Annotated in this window: 14 protein-coding genes; 7 read left to right on the top strand and 7 right to left on the bottom strand. The window is 54.5% G+C overall.

Translation table 11 applies throughout. The features are described from left to right. Positions 1 to 20: 20 nt before the first annotated feature. The 4 genes from TALK_RS19870 (at position 21) to TALK_RS19855 (ending at position 4,523) form a co-directional block, all read left to right on the top strand. A complete protein-coding gene (locus TALK_RS19870) occupies positions 21 to 1,151 on the top strand; it encodes an imelysin family protein (RefSeq protein WP_085620907.1) in 1,131 nt (376 codons plus the stop codon). An 18-nt stretch (positions 1,152 to 1,169) separates the two neighbouring features. Beyond that, entirely contained in the window at positions 1,170 to 2,309 is a 1,140-nt protein-coding gene (locus TALK_RS19865; protein WP_085620906.1) for a DUF1513 domain-containing protein, read from the top strand. A gap of 620 nt (positions 2,310 to 2,929) precedes the next feature. Then, entirely contained in the window at positions 2,930 to 4,309 is a 1,380-nt protein-coding gene (locus TALK_RS19860; RefSeq protein WP_085620905.1) for a beta-1,3-glucanase family protein, read from the top strand. A 28-nt stretch (positions 4,310 to 4,337) separates the two neighbouring features. Next, positions 4,338 to 4,523: a hypothetical protein gene (locus tag TALK_RS19855; RefSeq protein WP_085620904.1), complete on the top strand. Its 186-nt coding sequence runs from the start codon at positions 4,338 to 4,340 to the stop codon at positions 4,521 to 4,523. Here TALK_RS19855 and TALK_RS19850 read toward each other — a convergent pair. The 6 genes from TALK_RS19850 to TALK_RS19825 all read right to left on the bottom strand — a co-directional run bounded on the left by TALK_RS19850 (position 4,515) and on the right by TALK_RS19825 (position 11,936). Continuing rightward, entirely contained in the window at positions 4,515 to 5,177 is a 663-nt protein-coding gene (locus tag TALK_RS19850; protein ID WP_085620903.1) for a TetR/AcrR family transcriptional regulator, read from the bottom strand. The genes TALK_RS19855 and TALK_RS19850 overlap by 9 nt on opposite strands. 65 nt (positions 5,178 to 5,242) lie before the next feature. Then, complete coding sequence (locus TALK_RS19845) at positions 5,243 to 5,518, bottom strand: hypothetical protein (RefSeq protein ID WP_085620902.1); 276 nt, start codon at positions 5,516 to 5,518, stop codon at positions 5,243 to 5,245. Between the two features lie 77 nt (positions 5,519 to 5,595). Further along, complete coding sequence (locus tag TALK_RS19840) at positions 5,596 to 7,767, bottom strand: AAA family ATPase (protein ID WP_211274855.1); 2,172 nt, start codon at positions 7,765 to 7,767, stop codon at positions 5,596 to 5,598. Between the two features lie 3 nt (positions 7,768 to 7,770). Then, positions 7,771 to 8,523 (bottom strand): hypothetical protein, encoded by a 753-nt coding sequence (locus TALK_RS19835; protein WP_085620901.1) that lies wholly within the window; start codon positions 8,521 to 8,523, stop codon positions 7,771 to 7,773. 321 nt (positions 8,524 to 8,844) lie between these two features. Next, positions 8,845 to 11,241 (bottom strand): heavy metal translocating P-type ATPase, encoded by a 2,397-nt coding sequence (locus TALK_RS19830; protein WP_085620900.1) that lies wholly within the window; start codon positions 11,239 to 11,241, stop codon positions 8,845 to 8,847. Between the two features lie 257 nt (positions 11,242 to 11,498). Then, positions 11,499 to 11,936: an ArsR/SmtB family transcription factor gene (locus TALK_RS19825; protein WP_085620899.1), complete on the bottom strand. Its 438-nt coding sequence runs from the start codon at positions 11,934 to 11,936 to the stop codon at positions 11,499 to 11,501. 124 nt (positions 11,937 to 12,060) lie between these two features. Here TALK_RS19825 and TALK_RS19820 point away from each other — a divergent pair, with 124 nt between their 5' ends. Continuing rightward, a complete protein-coding gene (locus TALK_RS19820; RefSeq protein WP_085620898.1) occupies positions 12,061 to 12,324 on the top strand; it encodes a hypothetical protein in 264 nt (87 codons plus the stop codon). Between the two features lie 135 nt (positions 12,325 to 12,459). After that, on the top strand, positions 12,460 to 12,774 hold the full coding sequence (locus TALK_RS19815; RefSeq protein ID WP_085620897.1) for a hypothetical protein: 315 nt from the start codon (positions 12,460 to 12,462) through the stop codon (positions 12,772 to 12,774). Positions 12,775 to 12,954: 180 nt separating this feature from the next. On the opposite strand, the gene TALK_RS19810 is transcribed toward TALK_RS19815, so the two are convergent. Next, positions 12,955 to 15,402: a GcvT family protein gene (locus TALK_RS19810; protein ID WP_085620932.1), complete on the bottom strand. Its 2,448-nt coding sequence runs from the start codon at positions 15,400 to 15,402 to the stop codon at positions 12,955 to 12,957. Positions 15,403 to 15,923: 521 nt separating this feature from the next. Here TALK_RS19810 and TALK_RS19805 point away from each other — a divergent pair. Next, positions 15,924 to 16,688 carry an SDR family NAD(P)-dependent oxidoreductase gene (locus tag TALK_RS19805; protein ID WP_085620896.1) on the top strand — a complete coding sequence of 255 codons (765 nt, stop codon included), beginning with the start codon at positions 15,924 to 15,926 and terminating at the stop codon, positions 16,686 to 16,688. Positions 16,689 to 16,695 lie beyond the last annotated feature (7 nt).

Here is a 16,695-nt window from a genome sequence, read left to right as displayed (position 1 = left end):
CCTTAATCTTGGGGAAAATCATGCCGATCCTGTGTCGCTCTTGCAAAGCCACCCTGCTGGCCGCGTCAACCATGCTGGCCATCGGGCTTGCCCCGCCCGGCGCACGGGCCGATATCCCGGATGAAAACTATCGCCCGGTGCTTGAACATCTTTTGACCGTGGTGGTGCCGCCCAAGCTTGATGCGCTGCATGACGCGACGACGGATCTTTCCGCCGAGATGGATGATTTCTGTGCTGCACCTGATCAGGACGGGCTTGATCAAGCCCGCAAGGATTTCCACACAGCCATGGATATCTGGCAGGAAATCCAGCCATGGCGCATGGGGCCGTTGGTGGCCAATGGCCGCGATCAGCATATCGAATATTGGCCGGATAAACACGGCACCGCGATACGCCAGTTTCGCAAGCTGATGTTTAACAAGCCCGCGATCTATACCGACCGCGAAAAGATCGCCAATACCAGTGCCGCCCTTCAGGGGCTTCCCGCCATAGAGCAGGTTCTGTTTGATGACAAGCTTTCGGCAAAGCTTTTGGGTGATGATGAGGATGCAACTTTCCTGTGCGGTTATGGCATGGCAATCGGGGCCAATCTGGAACGCATCACAGGTGAACTGACCGCCGAATGGCCCGATTTTGCCAAAAGCATGGTCGAGGCTGGCCCCGACAGCATGGATTATCCGGACGCCAAATTTGCCGCGACAGACCTGTACCGCGCCCTTCACGAAGGGCTTTTGATCATTGCGACACAAAAACTGGCCCGGCCGATGGGCGATGACGCCAAGGATGCCAAGGCCAGCCGTGCCGAAAGCCCTACGTCAAAAAGATCGCTTCGCAATATCGCCCATAACCTGACCGGACTGTTTGCGATCTATGATGGCAAATGGGGCGATACCGGCGAAGAAGGCAAAGGCCTTGCTGCCCTGATCGACAGCAGCCTGATGGATCGGTCCTTTCGCCTGAACTGGCAGAATGTGATTGATGCGCTTGGGGATTTGCCGCCCTCGATTGTTGAGCTTCTTGACCAGCCCGATGGCTATCAGAAACTGGCCGATTTTGCCGGTCAGATCAGCTTTATCAATTCGCTGGTCGAAAATGATGTTGGCGGCACCACGCAACTTGGTGGTGGCTTTAACTCGCTTGACGGCGATTGATCCGGCAAAGGTTCGGTTATGAAACAAAAGCGACGTGAATTCCTTAAACTTATGGGGCTTGGCGGGGCGATAACGCTTTTGCCCCTTGATGCCCTGCGTGCGGCAACCCCCACCGCCGTCGAAGATCGGGCGGTCTATCTTTCGACCAGTGGCGGGGATAATCACGATTATTATTTCAGCGCCTTTAATGCCATGGGCAAGGTTCTGTATGAACAGCCCCTGCCCGGTCGCGGGCACGACCTTGGCCTGCGGCCCAATCATGTTGATGTTGCCGCGGTTGAACGCCGTCCGGGGCTTTATGGCCTGATCTTTGATCGCCATACCGGGGCGGTCCGTGCCAAGCTGCATTGTCCCGAAGATCGCCGGTTTTACGGACATGCGGTTTATTCAAATGATGGTCGGCACCTGTATGTTACCGAAAACGATTTCGAACATGCGCGTGGCGTGGTGTCCGTCTGGGATGCGAAGGATGGCTATCGCCGGATTGCCGAATTTGACAGCTTTGGCACCGGGCCGCATGAATTGCACCTGATGCCCGATGGCGAAAGCCTTGCCATTGCCAATGGCGGCCTGCAGACCCATCCGGATCGCGATGGCCGGACGCCGCTTAACCTTGACTCGATGGAACCCAATCTGTCGATCATTGACCGGCGCAGTGGCAAGCTCTTGCATCAAGCGGCCCTAAAGGCCGACTGGCATCAGCTTTCAATCCGCCACCTCGACATTGCAACAGATGGCACCATTGCCACCTGTTTCCAGTATCAAGGGGCTCTTAACGATCAGATGCCCCTGGTCGGGCTTTGGGTACCAGGCAAGGACATCCGTGTGATCGAGGCACCTGATAACGTGCAATACCGCATGCGGCAATATTGCGGATCCATACGGTTTGATGCCTCGAACCAGGTTTTTGGCGTTTCCTGCCCACGTGGCGGCATCATTACATTCTGGGATGCCAAAAACTTCAAGTTCCTGACCCATATCCCGGTACCGGACGGCTGTGGCATTGCCGCGACGGATCGGGCGGGCGAGTTCGTCGGCACCAGTGGTGTTGGCAGCGGCTGGCGCATGGATGCGATTCGTCGAAAACGGGTCGAATTGCCCGACGATTCGCTTAAAAAGCTTCATTGGGATCATCATTTACGGCGTATTCCGACCTGATATTCAGACCTGCCATATTATAACAAGGCCGCACCGAATATGCGGCCTTGTTCATTTATACGGAATTAAAATCCCCGAAACCCGCAGAAAACAGCGGCATTAACCGACTGTTTTAGTCGGGATAAAAAACCCTCATATCGATCAACCAAAAATTTTATGCAAATGATAACGATTTTCACTTGCGCCGCATTTTTTCCTCGCCTATAACGGTTCTCGACACAGCCCGCGAATGCAACCCATTCGCATTTGTCCCCAAAATGGCTTGTCTCACCTGCGGGTGCTCTCTCCCCGCAGGCCTCTCAAGGTGGAACAGCGGTGGTTATCGATGCGGGAAACGATAACCACCGCGTTCTCTCTTTTGGATCATTCATTGGAATTGCCATCACGATCGCAGGCGATACCGGATCCCCCAAAAAAATTCTCACATCTTCTTAGCTGCTGCGTCTTTCTAACGGCATGATGTTTTCTGCATGTGCTTTGTGTTGCGCATAACAACACATCAATGCGCGTGCAAAAGGTCATGCCTGTTCTGAATCGCTGTAATTGATTTCAGCAAAACATCAAAAAACGATTTCGGTTAGGACAGGAGCAATTCCTCATAATCCTTTAGGAATTACAGCATGACCATTCTTGCTTTGAAGATTGAGAATAAAAGCGGCTTCCCCGACGATCAGGTCAATATCGGCTTTGTCCCGGGAACCGGCGCCCCTTGCGACATTTCATACCAATCCCCTTCCACGATTGAACCCCTTTCAATTGACGTCTTGCCGCTTAATATCGGCGCGTCCTATCCGTTTGCCGGAAACTGGTACAAGTTATCAGACCTTCCAGACAGCCTTGCCATCAGTGCCTTCAGCGGCCGTGTCTATGTGGCCTACCAAACCCCATGGAGCGTCGAGGGAAAACAATATGAACCAGGTCAGGCGGTAACCGACCCAAACTTTTTCCTGCGCTATGACAAAATGGAAATGACCTTTACCGGCAATCCTGCGGATGTCGCGAACCTGACCAGCATTGATTATTGGTCAATCCCGATGTCGCTAAAAACATCGAAAAACGGTGCCCCGGCGGGAACGGTTCAGGGGTTGCTTAACAATGCAAAAACACAAGACGTCTATGACGCGCTTTTGTCACTGACGACACCCCCGGTTTCGGGTCTTCCTGGTGTTGCGGGCAATGATGGTACCCCGATACCCGCACTGGTTCCGGGACAGTTTGTTCAATACGACCCAAGCAGCCCGGCACCGGGCAATGATTTCGCGCGCATCATCGGACCGTCGTCATATCCATCGATCAATCCACAAGGCATTCCGGTTCTTCCCTATGACACCTTCGAAGGTTATCTATCCCACCTTAACGAACAGTTCGGTACCAACACCACCACCGGTGCCGTGATCCCCGGACTTGGCAATGGCGTCATTGCCAAAATCGCCGGTAAATTCGCCGGGGTTGGCTCGGATGCTTCGTCAAACGGGCCGCTTTCAAAACAGACCTATGATTTGACTGCCAAGATCGACGCGCAGTCAAATATCACGCTCAGTGGCACAGTTGGGAATGGCGCCAAACACGTCACCATGGCCTTTGCCAAGAATGATCTGATCAATCCATCAGGCATCTATGGGGCAAACGCCCCCTTCAGTCTTGATGGGGCGGCGGCGGCTCCGCCGGTGAACAATGTTTATGGCTGGATATCAGGCGATCTTCTTGCCGGGATTAATATCGGCGCAATTGGCAGCTCTGTCTCTGTTGGCAAAGATAGCCCCAAGATGGTCGGCTCCATGCCTAGCCATGACTGGTTCAACCTGCCAAATTCGTTGCTGTTTGGTGGTCTTCAAACATCAAAAACCTATAACCAATGGGCGGCAAAACTCGCCCCGTTATCCCAAGCTTATAATTTTGCCTATTCAGATCGCTTTGCACCTGTGTTTGCATCCCTGAATCCGGCAAAGGCAAACGAACTGACATTGATCCTTGAACCGGGAAATGTCGTGATGTCGTAAAATGGCGATAACACCCGTCACAGATTAAATGACCACCAATATCGTTCCGGTTCCTTTGCCTTATGGTGGGGGAACCGGAACATTTTCGCCCTTTGTTTATCCTTATGACCGGCGCAGTGCGATCAACAAACGCAGGCTATTGATCGTGACCAGCACGGTTGTGCTGGTATCGGCCCGACTTGCATCACCTGAAGAGCGGTTCACATTAGTCTAACGGCATAGCATCTCTATTCTGCCTAATAAGCTGAGACGCCGTCGCCTTGATAATGCTAAAGCCCGCCCGCGCATCTTCGTTCTCCGGACTGAGAAATCTTTGGAGGGCTATCCCGAATGACGCCGACAGAATGAAGCGCGTGAGCGCAGCCGCCGAGAAACAGGCCATTGCTTCGTCTTTGCACTGATACTGGACGATGCGTTTTTCAATCATTGCCGCGATTTGTGACGTGAAGTTATCGACCTCCACCTGAAACGGTTTGGAATTCATCGCAAAGTTGAAAAATTCAAGAAAGTTCCGATAGGTCTCTGGACTGTCGATAAGGACCGATTCGTTGTAATCGACGACTGCTGCAATCTGCCCTTCCAAAGAATCGTGTCCGTGTAGGCGAACATCGAGCGCCTCGATGTAACCGTGCTGCATGCGCTTGAGTACGGCAGCAAAAAGACGATTCTTGTTGCCATAATGGTAATTAAGCTGACTCAGCACAACGCCAGCCTCATCGGCAATTCCTCGAAGAGTTACAGCTCCACAGCCATGCACCGCGATCGACTTAAATGCGGCGTCAAGGATGTTCTCTGCTGTCGCCTCGCCCTTTGTAGTCGCCGCAATCTCACGATCCCGTTTGCGCTGGGTGTCTGCTCCAAGTGACATGAGTTAGCCTCCTCTATTCGCCAAATCACTTTCCTGATAATGGGAATGGTGCCCTTTTCATTCGCTTATCGTCCACTCAGCCTTCTGGTTATCCGCACCACGATAACCGTAACCACCGCACCGCCCACAAAACCACCGCCAGCATCGCCCAGCATTGCAAAGAATGAGTTGTCATCCCCCACGAATCCACCGACCAGCAGCCCCAAAGCCAGTCCTCCCAAACCACCAGAAAGAATGTTGATAATTGGCGCAATGGTGGATAGTCGTAGCGCAGTAGTCACAGCTTGACCACCAGCAATACCCATGACGATCTGCACAATAGTCGTCAATATAATCATCATACCAAATTTCTCCTTAGGTGACGTCCAAGCATTTATTCAGGAGCCCCATCACTTTCCGGATTAAGCCTCCGCCCGCGTCATGCAGTACTGTCGTGTCTTGCATTTTGATTCGCCCGTCTGCTTTGCAAGATCGCACGAAGGGCGGCATCGAAATGATTGGCGGAGATAAGAAAAGGCGTAAAATCCTGTCCCGGCTGCGCCTTGACCGAATCACTGATCGCCAAGGTCTTCGCTCTTTGACAAAGTGCCCCCAGAACAGCGCCGCTCAGCCCCTCCGTAGCCTCAGCAAGCGTACCGAGGTCGACGTCTTCGCCGAGCGGGCTGTTCTGGCAATGCACCTTAAGGATGGACAAGCGCGTCTCGCGATCAGGGTCCGGTAAATCGATCACCAGATCAAAACGGCCGGGCCTGAGCAACGCCGGATCAACAAGATCCGGCCGGTTGGTCGCCGCCAGCACGACAACGCCAGAATCACCATTAATCGCATCAAGTTCCAGCAAGAACTGCCCAACCATACGATCACCGATCTGGCCGTCGCCGGTGCTTCTACCTCGCGCGGGTGTGATCGCGTCTATCTCGTCAAAAAAGATGATAGAGGGCGCGGACTGCCGCGCGCGCCGAAACACCTCGCGGATGCCGCGTTCGGATTCACCTACCCATTTGGAAAGGAGCTCGGGACCACGCGCCACGATAAAGTTAACCTCCGTCGTCGTCCCAACCGCCTGCGCCAAAAGTGTCTTGCCGGTTCCTGATCCGCCGGTCAGCAAGATACCTTTGGGCGCATAGGCAGTAGCATACGTGAAGCGAGAAGCGTAAGTGAGCGGCCAGTCAAGCGCCTCCCTCAGCAGATGCTTCTCCTTCTCCAGTCCGCCGATATCCTCCCAGCATGTTTCGGCGAAAACAGACGACAGTTCACGCATGGTCGACAAGCGGAAATCCGCCAACGCCTTCTGGAAATGCACCATCCGAACAAAGAGCGCCGATTTGCTTTCTTCCGTTTGATTGTCGCGAGCGCAGGCCATGCCCGCTTCGCGGCAGAGCGCTGCCAGATCCGCACCGAGGAAGCCATGCGTCACAGCGGAGACTCGCTCCAGATCAACATCCGCGGCCAGCGGCATGAACCGAGTGTGAATCTTAAGAATTTCCAGTCGCCCCATCTTGCTCGGCGGGACAATAGATATCTCGCGGTCAAACCGGCCCGGTCGACGCAACGCCGGATCCACAGCGTTAGGCAGATTAGTGGCAGCCATCACCACGACCCTACCGCGCGAGGAAACGCCATCCATCAGCGCCAGTAGCTGCCCGACAACACGCTTCTCTACTTCGCCGAGCACTGTTTCCCTGTTTGGGGCAAGCGCGTCGATCTCATCGATGAACAAAATCGTCGCCGGATGCCTCTGCGCCTCATCGAAAACCTTGCGCAGGAGCTCTTCGGACTCACCATAATGCTTCTGGATGATCTCGGGGCCGTTGATCGAAAGGAAGAATGCATCTGTCTGCTGGGCTATCGCACGTGCGATCAGAGTCTTGCCACAACCGGGCGGGCCATAGAGAAGCAAGCCGCCCGGTGCATCGACGCCAAGTCGCATGAAAACCTCCGGACGACGCAGCGGCAGTTCTACCATTTCACGAATGCTGGCGACCTCGCCGGAAAGGCCACCGACATCCCGATAGGATGTCTTGCGGTCCTGGGGATCGACAACTGAAATCGCGGTTTCTCTCGTGGCGGTCACCACACCGGTCGGCACCGTTTCAATGACCCTCAACCGAGCGTCCGCGTGATCAAGCAAACTACCTACGATCAGAGCACGATGATCCAATAGCCGAGCATCCGGTGAAGGTATCGCCGAGGTTGCACTTTCAGAGGCTCCGAGGAAGCGAGCGAGGACAGCATTTCCATGACGAATCGGGTTTCCGCTCTGCCCCGGCAATGCGCGTTCCACAACGGCGAAGACGATACGCTCGGCAGGGAAAGACGTTACAACGGTAAGGACAACTGTTTCTCCAGCCTGCGCGCCACTAGCCGCCGCCAGAGTCGAGCCGAGGGCAACGCTGCCCCTTGCCGTGGTGCTGTCACCGATGATGCGACCCGCCGTTTGTGCAAGCGCGGTAATCGTTACATAGTCGCCAGGCTTCCATCCATTGGCGTCCATATCGGCGGGATTAATTGCCACTCTGTCCTCGACCCCGCCTGTAACGGCAGGGTCGAGACAGAGGGTGAAACCTCGAGTAAGAGTTTCAGTATTCATGGTTTAACGGCCAGACTGTCGACGACTAATCGCCTGGCCGATGCCCGGGACAACGGGAATGCGCACCCGCTTGATGTCTTTGACCATATACGGACCGAAAGCGAACGTGAAAATTCCATAGCTGATGAAGGCGACATGGAAAGACCAGTAACCATTCAGCGCGAATGGGCCCGACTTGAAGTAAGGCAGAAAAGTAAGCGGCAGGAACGAAAGACCAGAGAACAATGCGATCGATGCAACCCACTTCGGTACCAGTCCTGGTTTCTCCTTGTCCATCATCACCATGATAAAGATGGCCATCACCTCGATTGTTGTGATCCAATAGGTCATGTCAAAAAAGTACCAGCCGATAAAATGAACCATCTTAATAGTTTCAGGATCGACAACGCCGGCAACCTCAGCGCACCAAGCCCACATCGCGGGGACGAACATGAGCACCCATCCGGTCAGCAAGCCACCACATAACTGGATGAGCGACAGGATAGGCACGGTTTCCCTTCGCCACATCTGCACCGACACTTGACATGCCCAAACAAGATAGAGAATGCCGAAGGCCGTCGAAAGCGATTGGCCCAGCAGTATCCTATCCTGATATTTCAGGTAGAAGTTATCGACGAGTTCCTGAGCACTAAATGACGGGTCGGGCGGCGGATAGTTATGAGCAAGAACGACCCAAGCCAAGCCATAAAGCACGACAAACGCCGGACCACACCAAGCGCATAAGATCTGAATTCGTTGCGTAAGCTTCTCATCCATAACAGGCCTCCTGAATTGAGATGTGCCTAACCGCCAAAATGAACGGACGTCCGATTTTAAATATAGGACGGACGTCCGATTGTCAACAAGACCTCATTCACTGCCTGCACAGATCACTCTGGATTGCGATCAACACAGCTTCGAAATTTGCACCCCCTGACAGCTACGCGCGGTAGGTGACCTTTTTGGCTATCACTATAGCTTAAACACCAATTCCACTATTATCTGGACATCATTAGAGAGCGATCCCCTCATACCGACGCACTAACTCTGAGCGCACAGAGAGCACAATGGCGAAGATATAGTTCCTGTCAAAAGGCATCACGGTCGACGCAGTGCGATCAACAAACGCAGGCTATTGATCGTGACCAGCACGGTTGCGCCGGTATCGGCCAGGACGGCCAGCCATAATCCTGTCAGGCCGGTGATGCTGGTGATCAGGAACACTGCCTTTAGCCCCAGCGCCAGACCGATATTTTCGCGGATGACGCGCCGGGTGGCACGCGACAGTTTTACCAGATTAACCACATCGGAAAGCCGGTCTTTGACCACCACCGCATCGGCGGCTTCAAGTGCGATATCCGTGCCCCCGCCAATCGCAATCCCGACATCAGCCGATTTCAGAGCCGGGGCATCGTTGATGCCATCACCGACCATGGCAATTGGGCCCTTGCGGTCAGGATCATTGCGAAGCTCGGCCAGTACGTTCAACTTATCTTCGGGCAGTAATTGCGCATGATATTCCATGCCCAGTTCACCGGCCATACGTTTGGCAACCAGCATCGCATCGCCAGTCAACATCACCGGATTGATGCCCAATGCCTTAAGCTTGGCAAGTGCAGCCTTCGCATCCGCACGGGCAACATCGCGGAGTGCCAGTGCGCCAATCACGACGTTATCTTTCAAAACAACAACGGCGGTACTGCCTGCGCCTTCCTGTGCGGTTAACCAATCCGCAATTTCCGGGGTCGGATCGATATCAAGCCGCTTGGCCGCGCCAACCCGGTACAAGATGCCATCAATCCGTGCTTCGACCCCGGCACCGGCGATGGTCCGCGCATCCGTAATCACCGGTAAATCAAGGTTTTTGTCCTGTGCTGCTGTCACCACTGCCTTCGCCAGCGGATGCGACGTCACGGTTTCAAGAGCTGCGGCAATGCCAAGCAATTGATCCTCGGCCATGTCACCAACCGTAATCAATGATGCCAGCTTTGGCTTGCCTTCGGTCAGGGTGCCGGTTTTATCAAACGCCATGGTGCGGACCGCCCCGATGGCTTCAAGTGCGGCGCCGCCCTTAACCAGCAAACCAATCCGCGTGGCACGCGCCAAGGCCGAGGTTACCGCCGCCGGGGTTGAAATCACCAAGGCGCAGGGGCAACCAATCAACAACAATGCCAGACCGCGATAAATCCATTCTTCCCAGCCCTGCCCAAACAGGACCGGCGGGATCACCACAGTCAACGCTGCCAAAGCCATGATGATCGGGGTATAGATACGGGCGAATTTGGCAACAAACCGCTCGACAGGTGCCTTGTGCTTTTCACTTTGTTCGACCAGTTCGATAACCCGATCCAGCATCGTCTGACCCGCTGCCCGCGTAACACACAGATGCACCGGACGGTCGGTAACAATCGCACCGGCAAAAACGTCGTCCCCGGGTTCAGATGCCACCGGAACAGACTCGCCCGTCAGATGGCTGTTGTCGATTTCAGCAGACCCCGTTGTCAGGATCCCATCGGCGGGAATACGTTCCCCCGGCCGGACTTCGACAATATCGCCGATCACAAGGGATGCTGGTGAAAGGTCTTCGACCCCGGTATCGGTCACCCGACGTGCGATTTCAGGGGTCAGCTTCATCAGCGATTTAACCCCGCTGCGCGCCCGCCCGGCGGCAATACCTTCAAGGCTTTCGCCAATCGCAAACAGCAGCACGACCATCCCGGCCTCAAGACTTTGGCCAATCGCCACCGCGCCCAGAACCGCGACACTCATTAAAAGTTCAATGGAAAAGAACGCACCACTGATCGCCAGACGAAATGCGGCACGCATGATCGGCAAGGCGGCAAGGATGGCCGCAACCGACATGGCATAGGTATCCGCCCCCGGAACCAGCCAGCCAACACCCCCGCCGATGACAAGCCAGATCGCCGCCCAGGCAATTTCATCCCCGCCTTCCGGCCAGGGGGCAATTTTCCGCAGCAAGGATTGCGTTTCGACATCCGCATCCAGCGGTGATGCCGTTTCACCACAAGTATTGGCACCACCACAGCATCCCGACGCCGTCGTGCCGGTATTCACTGTGGATTTTTCATGGGCCGGATATCCAAGTTTGGTCAGCATCCGGGTGATGTCGCCACGCAAATCGGGGCTATCATCGCGCAGGCCCAGCGTCACGGTTTCGCGCATCATCGAAACATCAACACATTCGACCCCGTCGCGTTTGGAAAGGGCGGTTTCGATCTTGGCCACGCAAGACCCGCAATCCATGCCCGATACCACCCAGTGATGATGCGCCACACCATCGCGATGGCGCTTCAACACATCCCGCGCGACCTTTTTTTGATCATCACCAAGATCGGGCTGGGCATGCAGACCCGCCCCGTCCGTCACAAAGGACCGGCCCGGAACTGCGCGTTCAAGTGCCGCAATCAGGGATGATTTGCAGCTTTCGCAATTTCCGATGGCCGGGAATTCATCCCATTTCGCGATGACGGACATTCTGGAACCTCGCCAATATTCAAAATTTCATTCATGTATTATATTCAAATAACAATTCATATGTTCTGTCGTCAAGTGATATTCAAATCAGAATTTGAATATAAGCCAAAATGCACCATTATCCATGCCATTCGAAAACGGTTGTTCGACAGCAGGATAACCACATTCATATCGTGGCAGATCATGACAGAAATGGAAATTTTGTGCAGGCCGCGCGAGGAATAGAAGGCCCCTGCCTTTAGACCGCAAAAGTGCGGTTAATCATGAGTCACATGGGCAAAGACATCGCGCACAACACGTGAAATATGTTCGTCGTCGATATTATAAAAGATGTGCCGTCCCTTGCGTTCAGAAGCAAGGATACGTTGATCGCGCAATTGACGCAGGTGGTGGCTAGTCAATGACTGCGACATGCCCGATGCCTCGGCCAGATCCCCAACGGTTTGCGGTTTTTCCATACAGCGCAGCACCAATTGCAACCGACCGGCATCGCCCAAAAGGGCAAAGATTTTCGCTGCGGCCTCGATATCGGGCAGTGCAAGGTTATGGCCGGTGGCCCGTGATGCATCACGGGTGACGGCCTCGCCCTGTTCGGTGCTTAGGCCCAGACGCGCGGCTGTATCACATTCGTTACAGGCGTCATCCTGTGGCGCGACAATATCCGCGGTGCGGGATTTGGTTTTGATTTGTGACATGGCCTCTATTTTCCACGGCTCGCCATCCTTGGCAAGAGGACATGCATGTAAATCATTTTGGAACACACGTCCGAAACAGGCGTTGCATGATCAGAACCACCCGACCAAACAAGGAGATTTAGCAATGCAGGAACAAACCGCACTCGATCTTTTTCACCTGCAACAAACCCGTGATGACTGGGAAAATAATGTTACGGGTTATTGCAATACCAACAACATGCAGGTCGGTAACCTGCCCAAAGACGTCACCGGCCCCTATGGCGATATGAACACCGCATGGGAAAAAATCAAATCCGGCGGCGAACAGGCAACCGAAGAAACCAAAGAGCAATTTCACAAAGCCACCGCCAAGCTTGAAAAGGCGTGGAACAGCCTTAAATCCGGCTGAGCCGGATTAACGCACCATTGGGCTGTCCCCCGATACCGGATCGGGACGTGCCCCAAAATCGCCTTTTCGCGGCAAATCGATGACATGATTACCCGTCAGATTGAGCTTGTCACAAAGAACAACAGGAGCCATCCCATGACATATGGCACCCCGCAAAGCCCCACCCATGGCGCGGAACACAAAACCAAACCGCACGCGCATTCCAAGCCCGCAGAACTTGAACCGACGTTCAAGGATTGGGAATTTGGCCTTGCCGCCCGCACAAAGAAAAGCGGGACCGGTGATGAATACCTGACAAGCGAGATTGTTCAGGCGTGGGATGACATGAACGTTGCCTGGAGCAAGATCAAAGATCACAGCGGCAATGTCCCCAAAGATGCCTTGCAGCGGTTTCGCGACGCCAACCAACGTTTTCAGGACGTCTGGAACGCGATGATTGTTTCTGACTAGCGCGAAAACACCCCGGCACAAGTTACCGGTTTTTCATCTTTCTCCCTCTCCTCCAGAGGACGGGTTAGCCTCCCTCCCCGTCCTTCCTTTTGCAGCCGGGTTTTCAACTGCCCCGGCTGCATTTTTTTGTGCGCATTTCACAGGGTCGGACACTTGAAATGCGATCACCTTAAACGACTTCTAACTGCGCAGGCGCGTTCCTTCCGGATCATAGAACGGGCGCATAGATGCCTGTGCAGCGACGCGCGTACCGGCCACATCGATTTCGTAAGATGATGCCAGCAAATCCTTGGCCGCCTCGCCAACGCAGGGAACATAACCAAGTCCAATGGCGCCGCCGATATGATGGCCATAGGCCCCGGAACTTAGATGGCCGACGATTTTGCCATCGCGCAGGATCGGTTCGTTATGAAACAAAAGCGGTTCCGGGTCGGTTAAGCGGAACTGAAGCATCCGGCGCGCCAATCCGCTTTCACGTTTGCGCAACACCGCATCGCGACCGATGAAATCGCCCTTTTCGGTTTTCACGGCAAAACCAAGCCCGGCTTCAAGCACGTGATCCTCGCAGGTGATGTCATGACCAAAGTGACGAAATCCCTTTTCGATCCGGCAACTGTCCATCATATGCAAGCCACACAGTTTCAGACCGAAATCCTGACCAGCATTCCAAAGCGCCTCGAACACATGAGCGGCCATATCGGTACTGACGTATATTTCCCAGCCAAGTTCCCCGACATAGGACACCCGATGGGCGCGCGCCAGCCCCATGCCGATTTCAATCTCGCGCGCGGTGCCAAACGGATGGGCTTGGTTGGAAAAATCATCCGGGGATACGGCCTTTAACAAATCGCGTGACTTTGGCCCCATCACCGCAAGAACACCTTCGCCCGCCGTGACATCGGTAATGACGACCATATGATCGCCGACATGGCGGCGCATCCAGACCTCGTCCGCCAGCCGGGTCGCCGCCGGGGTTACCACCAGATAGGCCGTTTCTGTCAGGCGGGTGATGGTCAGATCGGCTTCGATCCCGCCGCGCGGGTTTAAGAACTGGGTGTAAACGATCTTGCCAATCGCAACCGACATATCCGCCCCGCAAATGCTGTTCAGAAATGCTTGGGTATCGGGACCTTCGACGCGCAGTTTGCCAAAGGATGACATATCATACATGCCAACCCCGGTACGGATTGCGCCGTGTTCAGCCGCGGCATTGCCAAACCAGTTCGGACGTTTCCATGAATAGCGATATTCCCGGTCCTGCCCCGGATCGGCGAACCAATTGGCGCGTTCCCAGCCGGAAAACTCGCCAAAGACGGCACCCTGTGCATCCAAATGGGCATGGAACGGGGATCGGCGGATGCCGCGCGCGGTTGCCATCTGACGGAACGGATAATGATCGGCGTACAGCAGGCCAAGCGTTTCTGTCGAGCGGTGATAAAGATAGGTTTTATTGCCCTGAAACGGTTGCATTCGGGCAATATCAACATCGCCAAGATCAAAGGGCCGTGCGCCGTCTTCCATCCATTGCGCCAGTGCCATCCCGGCCCCGCCGGCTGATTGAATGCCGACCGAATTGAAACCTGCGGCAACCCAGACATTATCCATCCCCGGCGCCAACCCCAGATGATAGGCATCATCGGGGGTAAAGCTTTCAGGGCCGTTGAAGAATGTGTGGATACCGGTTTTTGCCAACAACGGCATCCGGTTGATTGCCTTTTCAAGGATCGGTTCGAAATGATCGAAATCTTCGGGAAGTTGATCAAATTCGAAACTGTCGGGAATACCGTCCATGCCCCATGGCTTGGCCTTTGGCTCGAACATACCCAACAGGATTTTACCGGCATCTTCCTTGTAATAAGCATATTCATCGGGCACGCGAAGCACCGGCAAATGCCCCAGATCGGGAACATTATCGGTGACGATGTAATAATGCTCGCACGCATGTAACGGCACATTGACCCCGGCCATCTTGCCAACATCACGTGCCCACATCCCCGCGCAATTGACAATCATGTCACAGGCGATTTCACCGGTATCACCGTCTTGCGCATGCCATTGAACCCCGGTGACCCGTGATCCGCGCCGGGAAACCCCCGTGACCTTGACCTGACTATGGATTTTGGCACCGCGTTGTTGCGCGCCGCGCGCCAACGACAGGGCAATATTGCCCGGGTCGCCCTGCCCGTCCTTTGGCAGGTAGACCCCCGCCTTGACCCCATCAAGATTGACATGCGGATACCGTTCACCGACTTCTGCGGGGCTGATTTCTTCTATCTCGACACCAAAGGCACGCGCCATTGCCGCCTGACGGAAAATCTCTTCCTTGCGGTCTTCGGTTAGTGCCACGGTAATTGCGCCAACCCGCTTAAACCCGGTGGAAAGACCGGTTTCTTCCTCTAGCGTGCCGTAAAGTTCCTGCGAATATTTTGCCAATCGCGTCATATTGGCGGTTGCGCGCAACTGGGCAATCAAACCTGCGGCATGCCAAGTCGTGCCACTGGTCAGTTGCTTGCGCTCCAGCAAAACAACATCCTTCCACCCCAGCCGGGTCAGGTGATAGGCAACCGAACACCCGATAATGCCACCACCAATGATGACCACACGGGCCTTGTTTTGAATATTGACCAACGACTGATTTCCCCTGAATACGTGTTTCAGACACAGCGCAGACATCCAATGGCATGACAGGCCCGATTGCATCGGTTCCGGCCCCATAGATCTTCTGCGCATTCTGAAGCGGGCGATATTGACCGCCCTGTTACCGGTCACAGGACCCGAAATGACACGAGGAAACATCGGTCGGAGTGGCGCAAGCCCTGCGTGAACTGTAAAAATCCCGGGATCGCGTGGGCACGTATCCCGAAACACATTGGCAAAACGGTAACGGCAATCACGCACCCGGGCAATTAAACAGACTGTTTTCAGGACCTTGGCGCCATAGAAACATGGCGTCTGGAACCATGAACGACCTGCGGGATCAAGATCAGAAAACAGCACCGCGGATGCCCCAAAACAAAGAGGCAGGTCGATTTTCTGGCATTTTTTGCCCCTGATCGGTAATGTCACCGGATCAAGGGCGGGTCTTCGCCTATCGACATTTAACAAACAAAGAAACGATCCAAAGATCGTACCTTCAGGGGAAACAGGGAATGGAACAAAAAGTTGCTTTGATAACCGGGGCTGCGCGCGGCATCGGGCTTGGAACAACACATCTTTTTATCGAGCTTGGCTGGCGCGTTGCCATGATTGACCGTGACGGCGACGAACTTCGCGCCGCATCACGCGACATCGCCAATGCAAAACCGTTTGAATACGACGTATCGATCCCCGAACAGGTGGATTGCATGATTGACGACGTCCTGACCGAGTTTGGCCAGATCGACGCGGTTGTGAACAATGCCGGTGTGGCCGATTTCCTTCCGGTCGGCGAAACGGACTTCGCTGCATGGCGCCGGATCATGGAAACCAATCTTGATGGCGTTTTCCTTGTCTCGCAGGCCGCCATTCCAGCACTCAAACAAACAAAGGGTGCGATTGTTAATATTGGCTCGATCTCGGGGCTTCGGGCATCGACCCTTCGGGTGGCCTATGGCACATCCAAGGCAGCCGTCATCCATATGACCAAACAACAGGCCATCGAATTGGGTGATTTTGGTGTGCGGGCCAATTGTGTTTGCCCCGGCCCGGTCAAAACCAAACTTGCCATGGCAGTCCATTCGCCAGAAATCATCTCGGCCTATCTTGATGCCATGCCACTTGGCCGTTACGGCAGCGAACGCGAAATTGCCGAAGTAATTGCGTTTCTTTGCTCGGACAACGCAAGCTATGTCACCGGCCAGATCATTGCCGCCGACGGCGGTTTTGAAACTGCGGGTGTTGGCCTTCCGGCCTTGCGCAAGGCTGCACAGGAATAATCTTTGC

Origin of the sequence: Thalassospira alkalitolerans (assembly GCF_002115745.1) — a bacterium.
Lineage (GTDB): Bacteria > Pseudomonadota > Alphaproteobacteria > Rhodospirillales > Thalassospiraceae > Thalassospira > Thalassospira alkalitolerans.
Note: the sequence above shows the minus strand (reverse complement) of the source record. Positions and strands in the feature narration are given on the sequence as shown.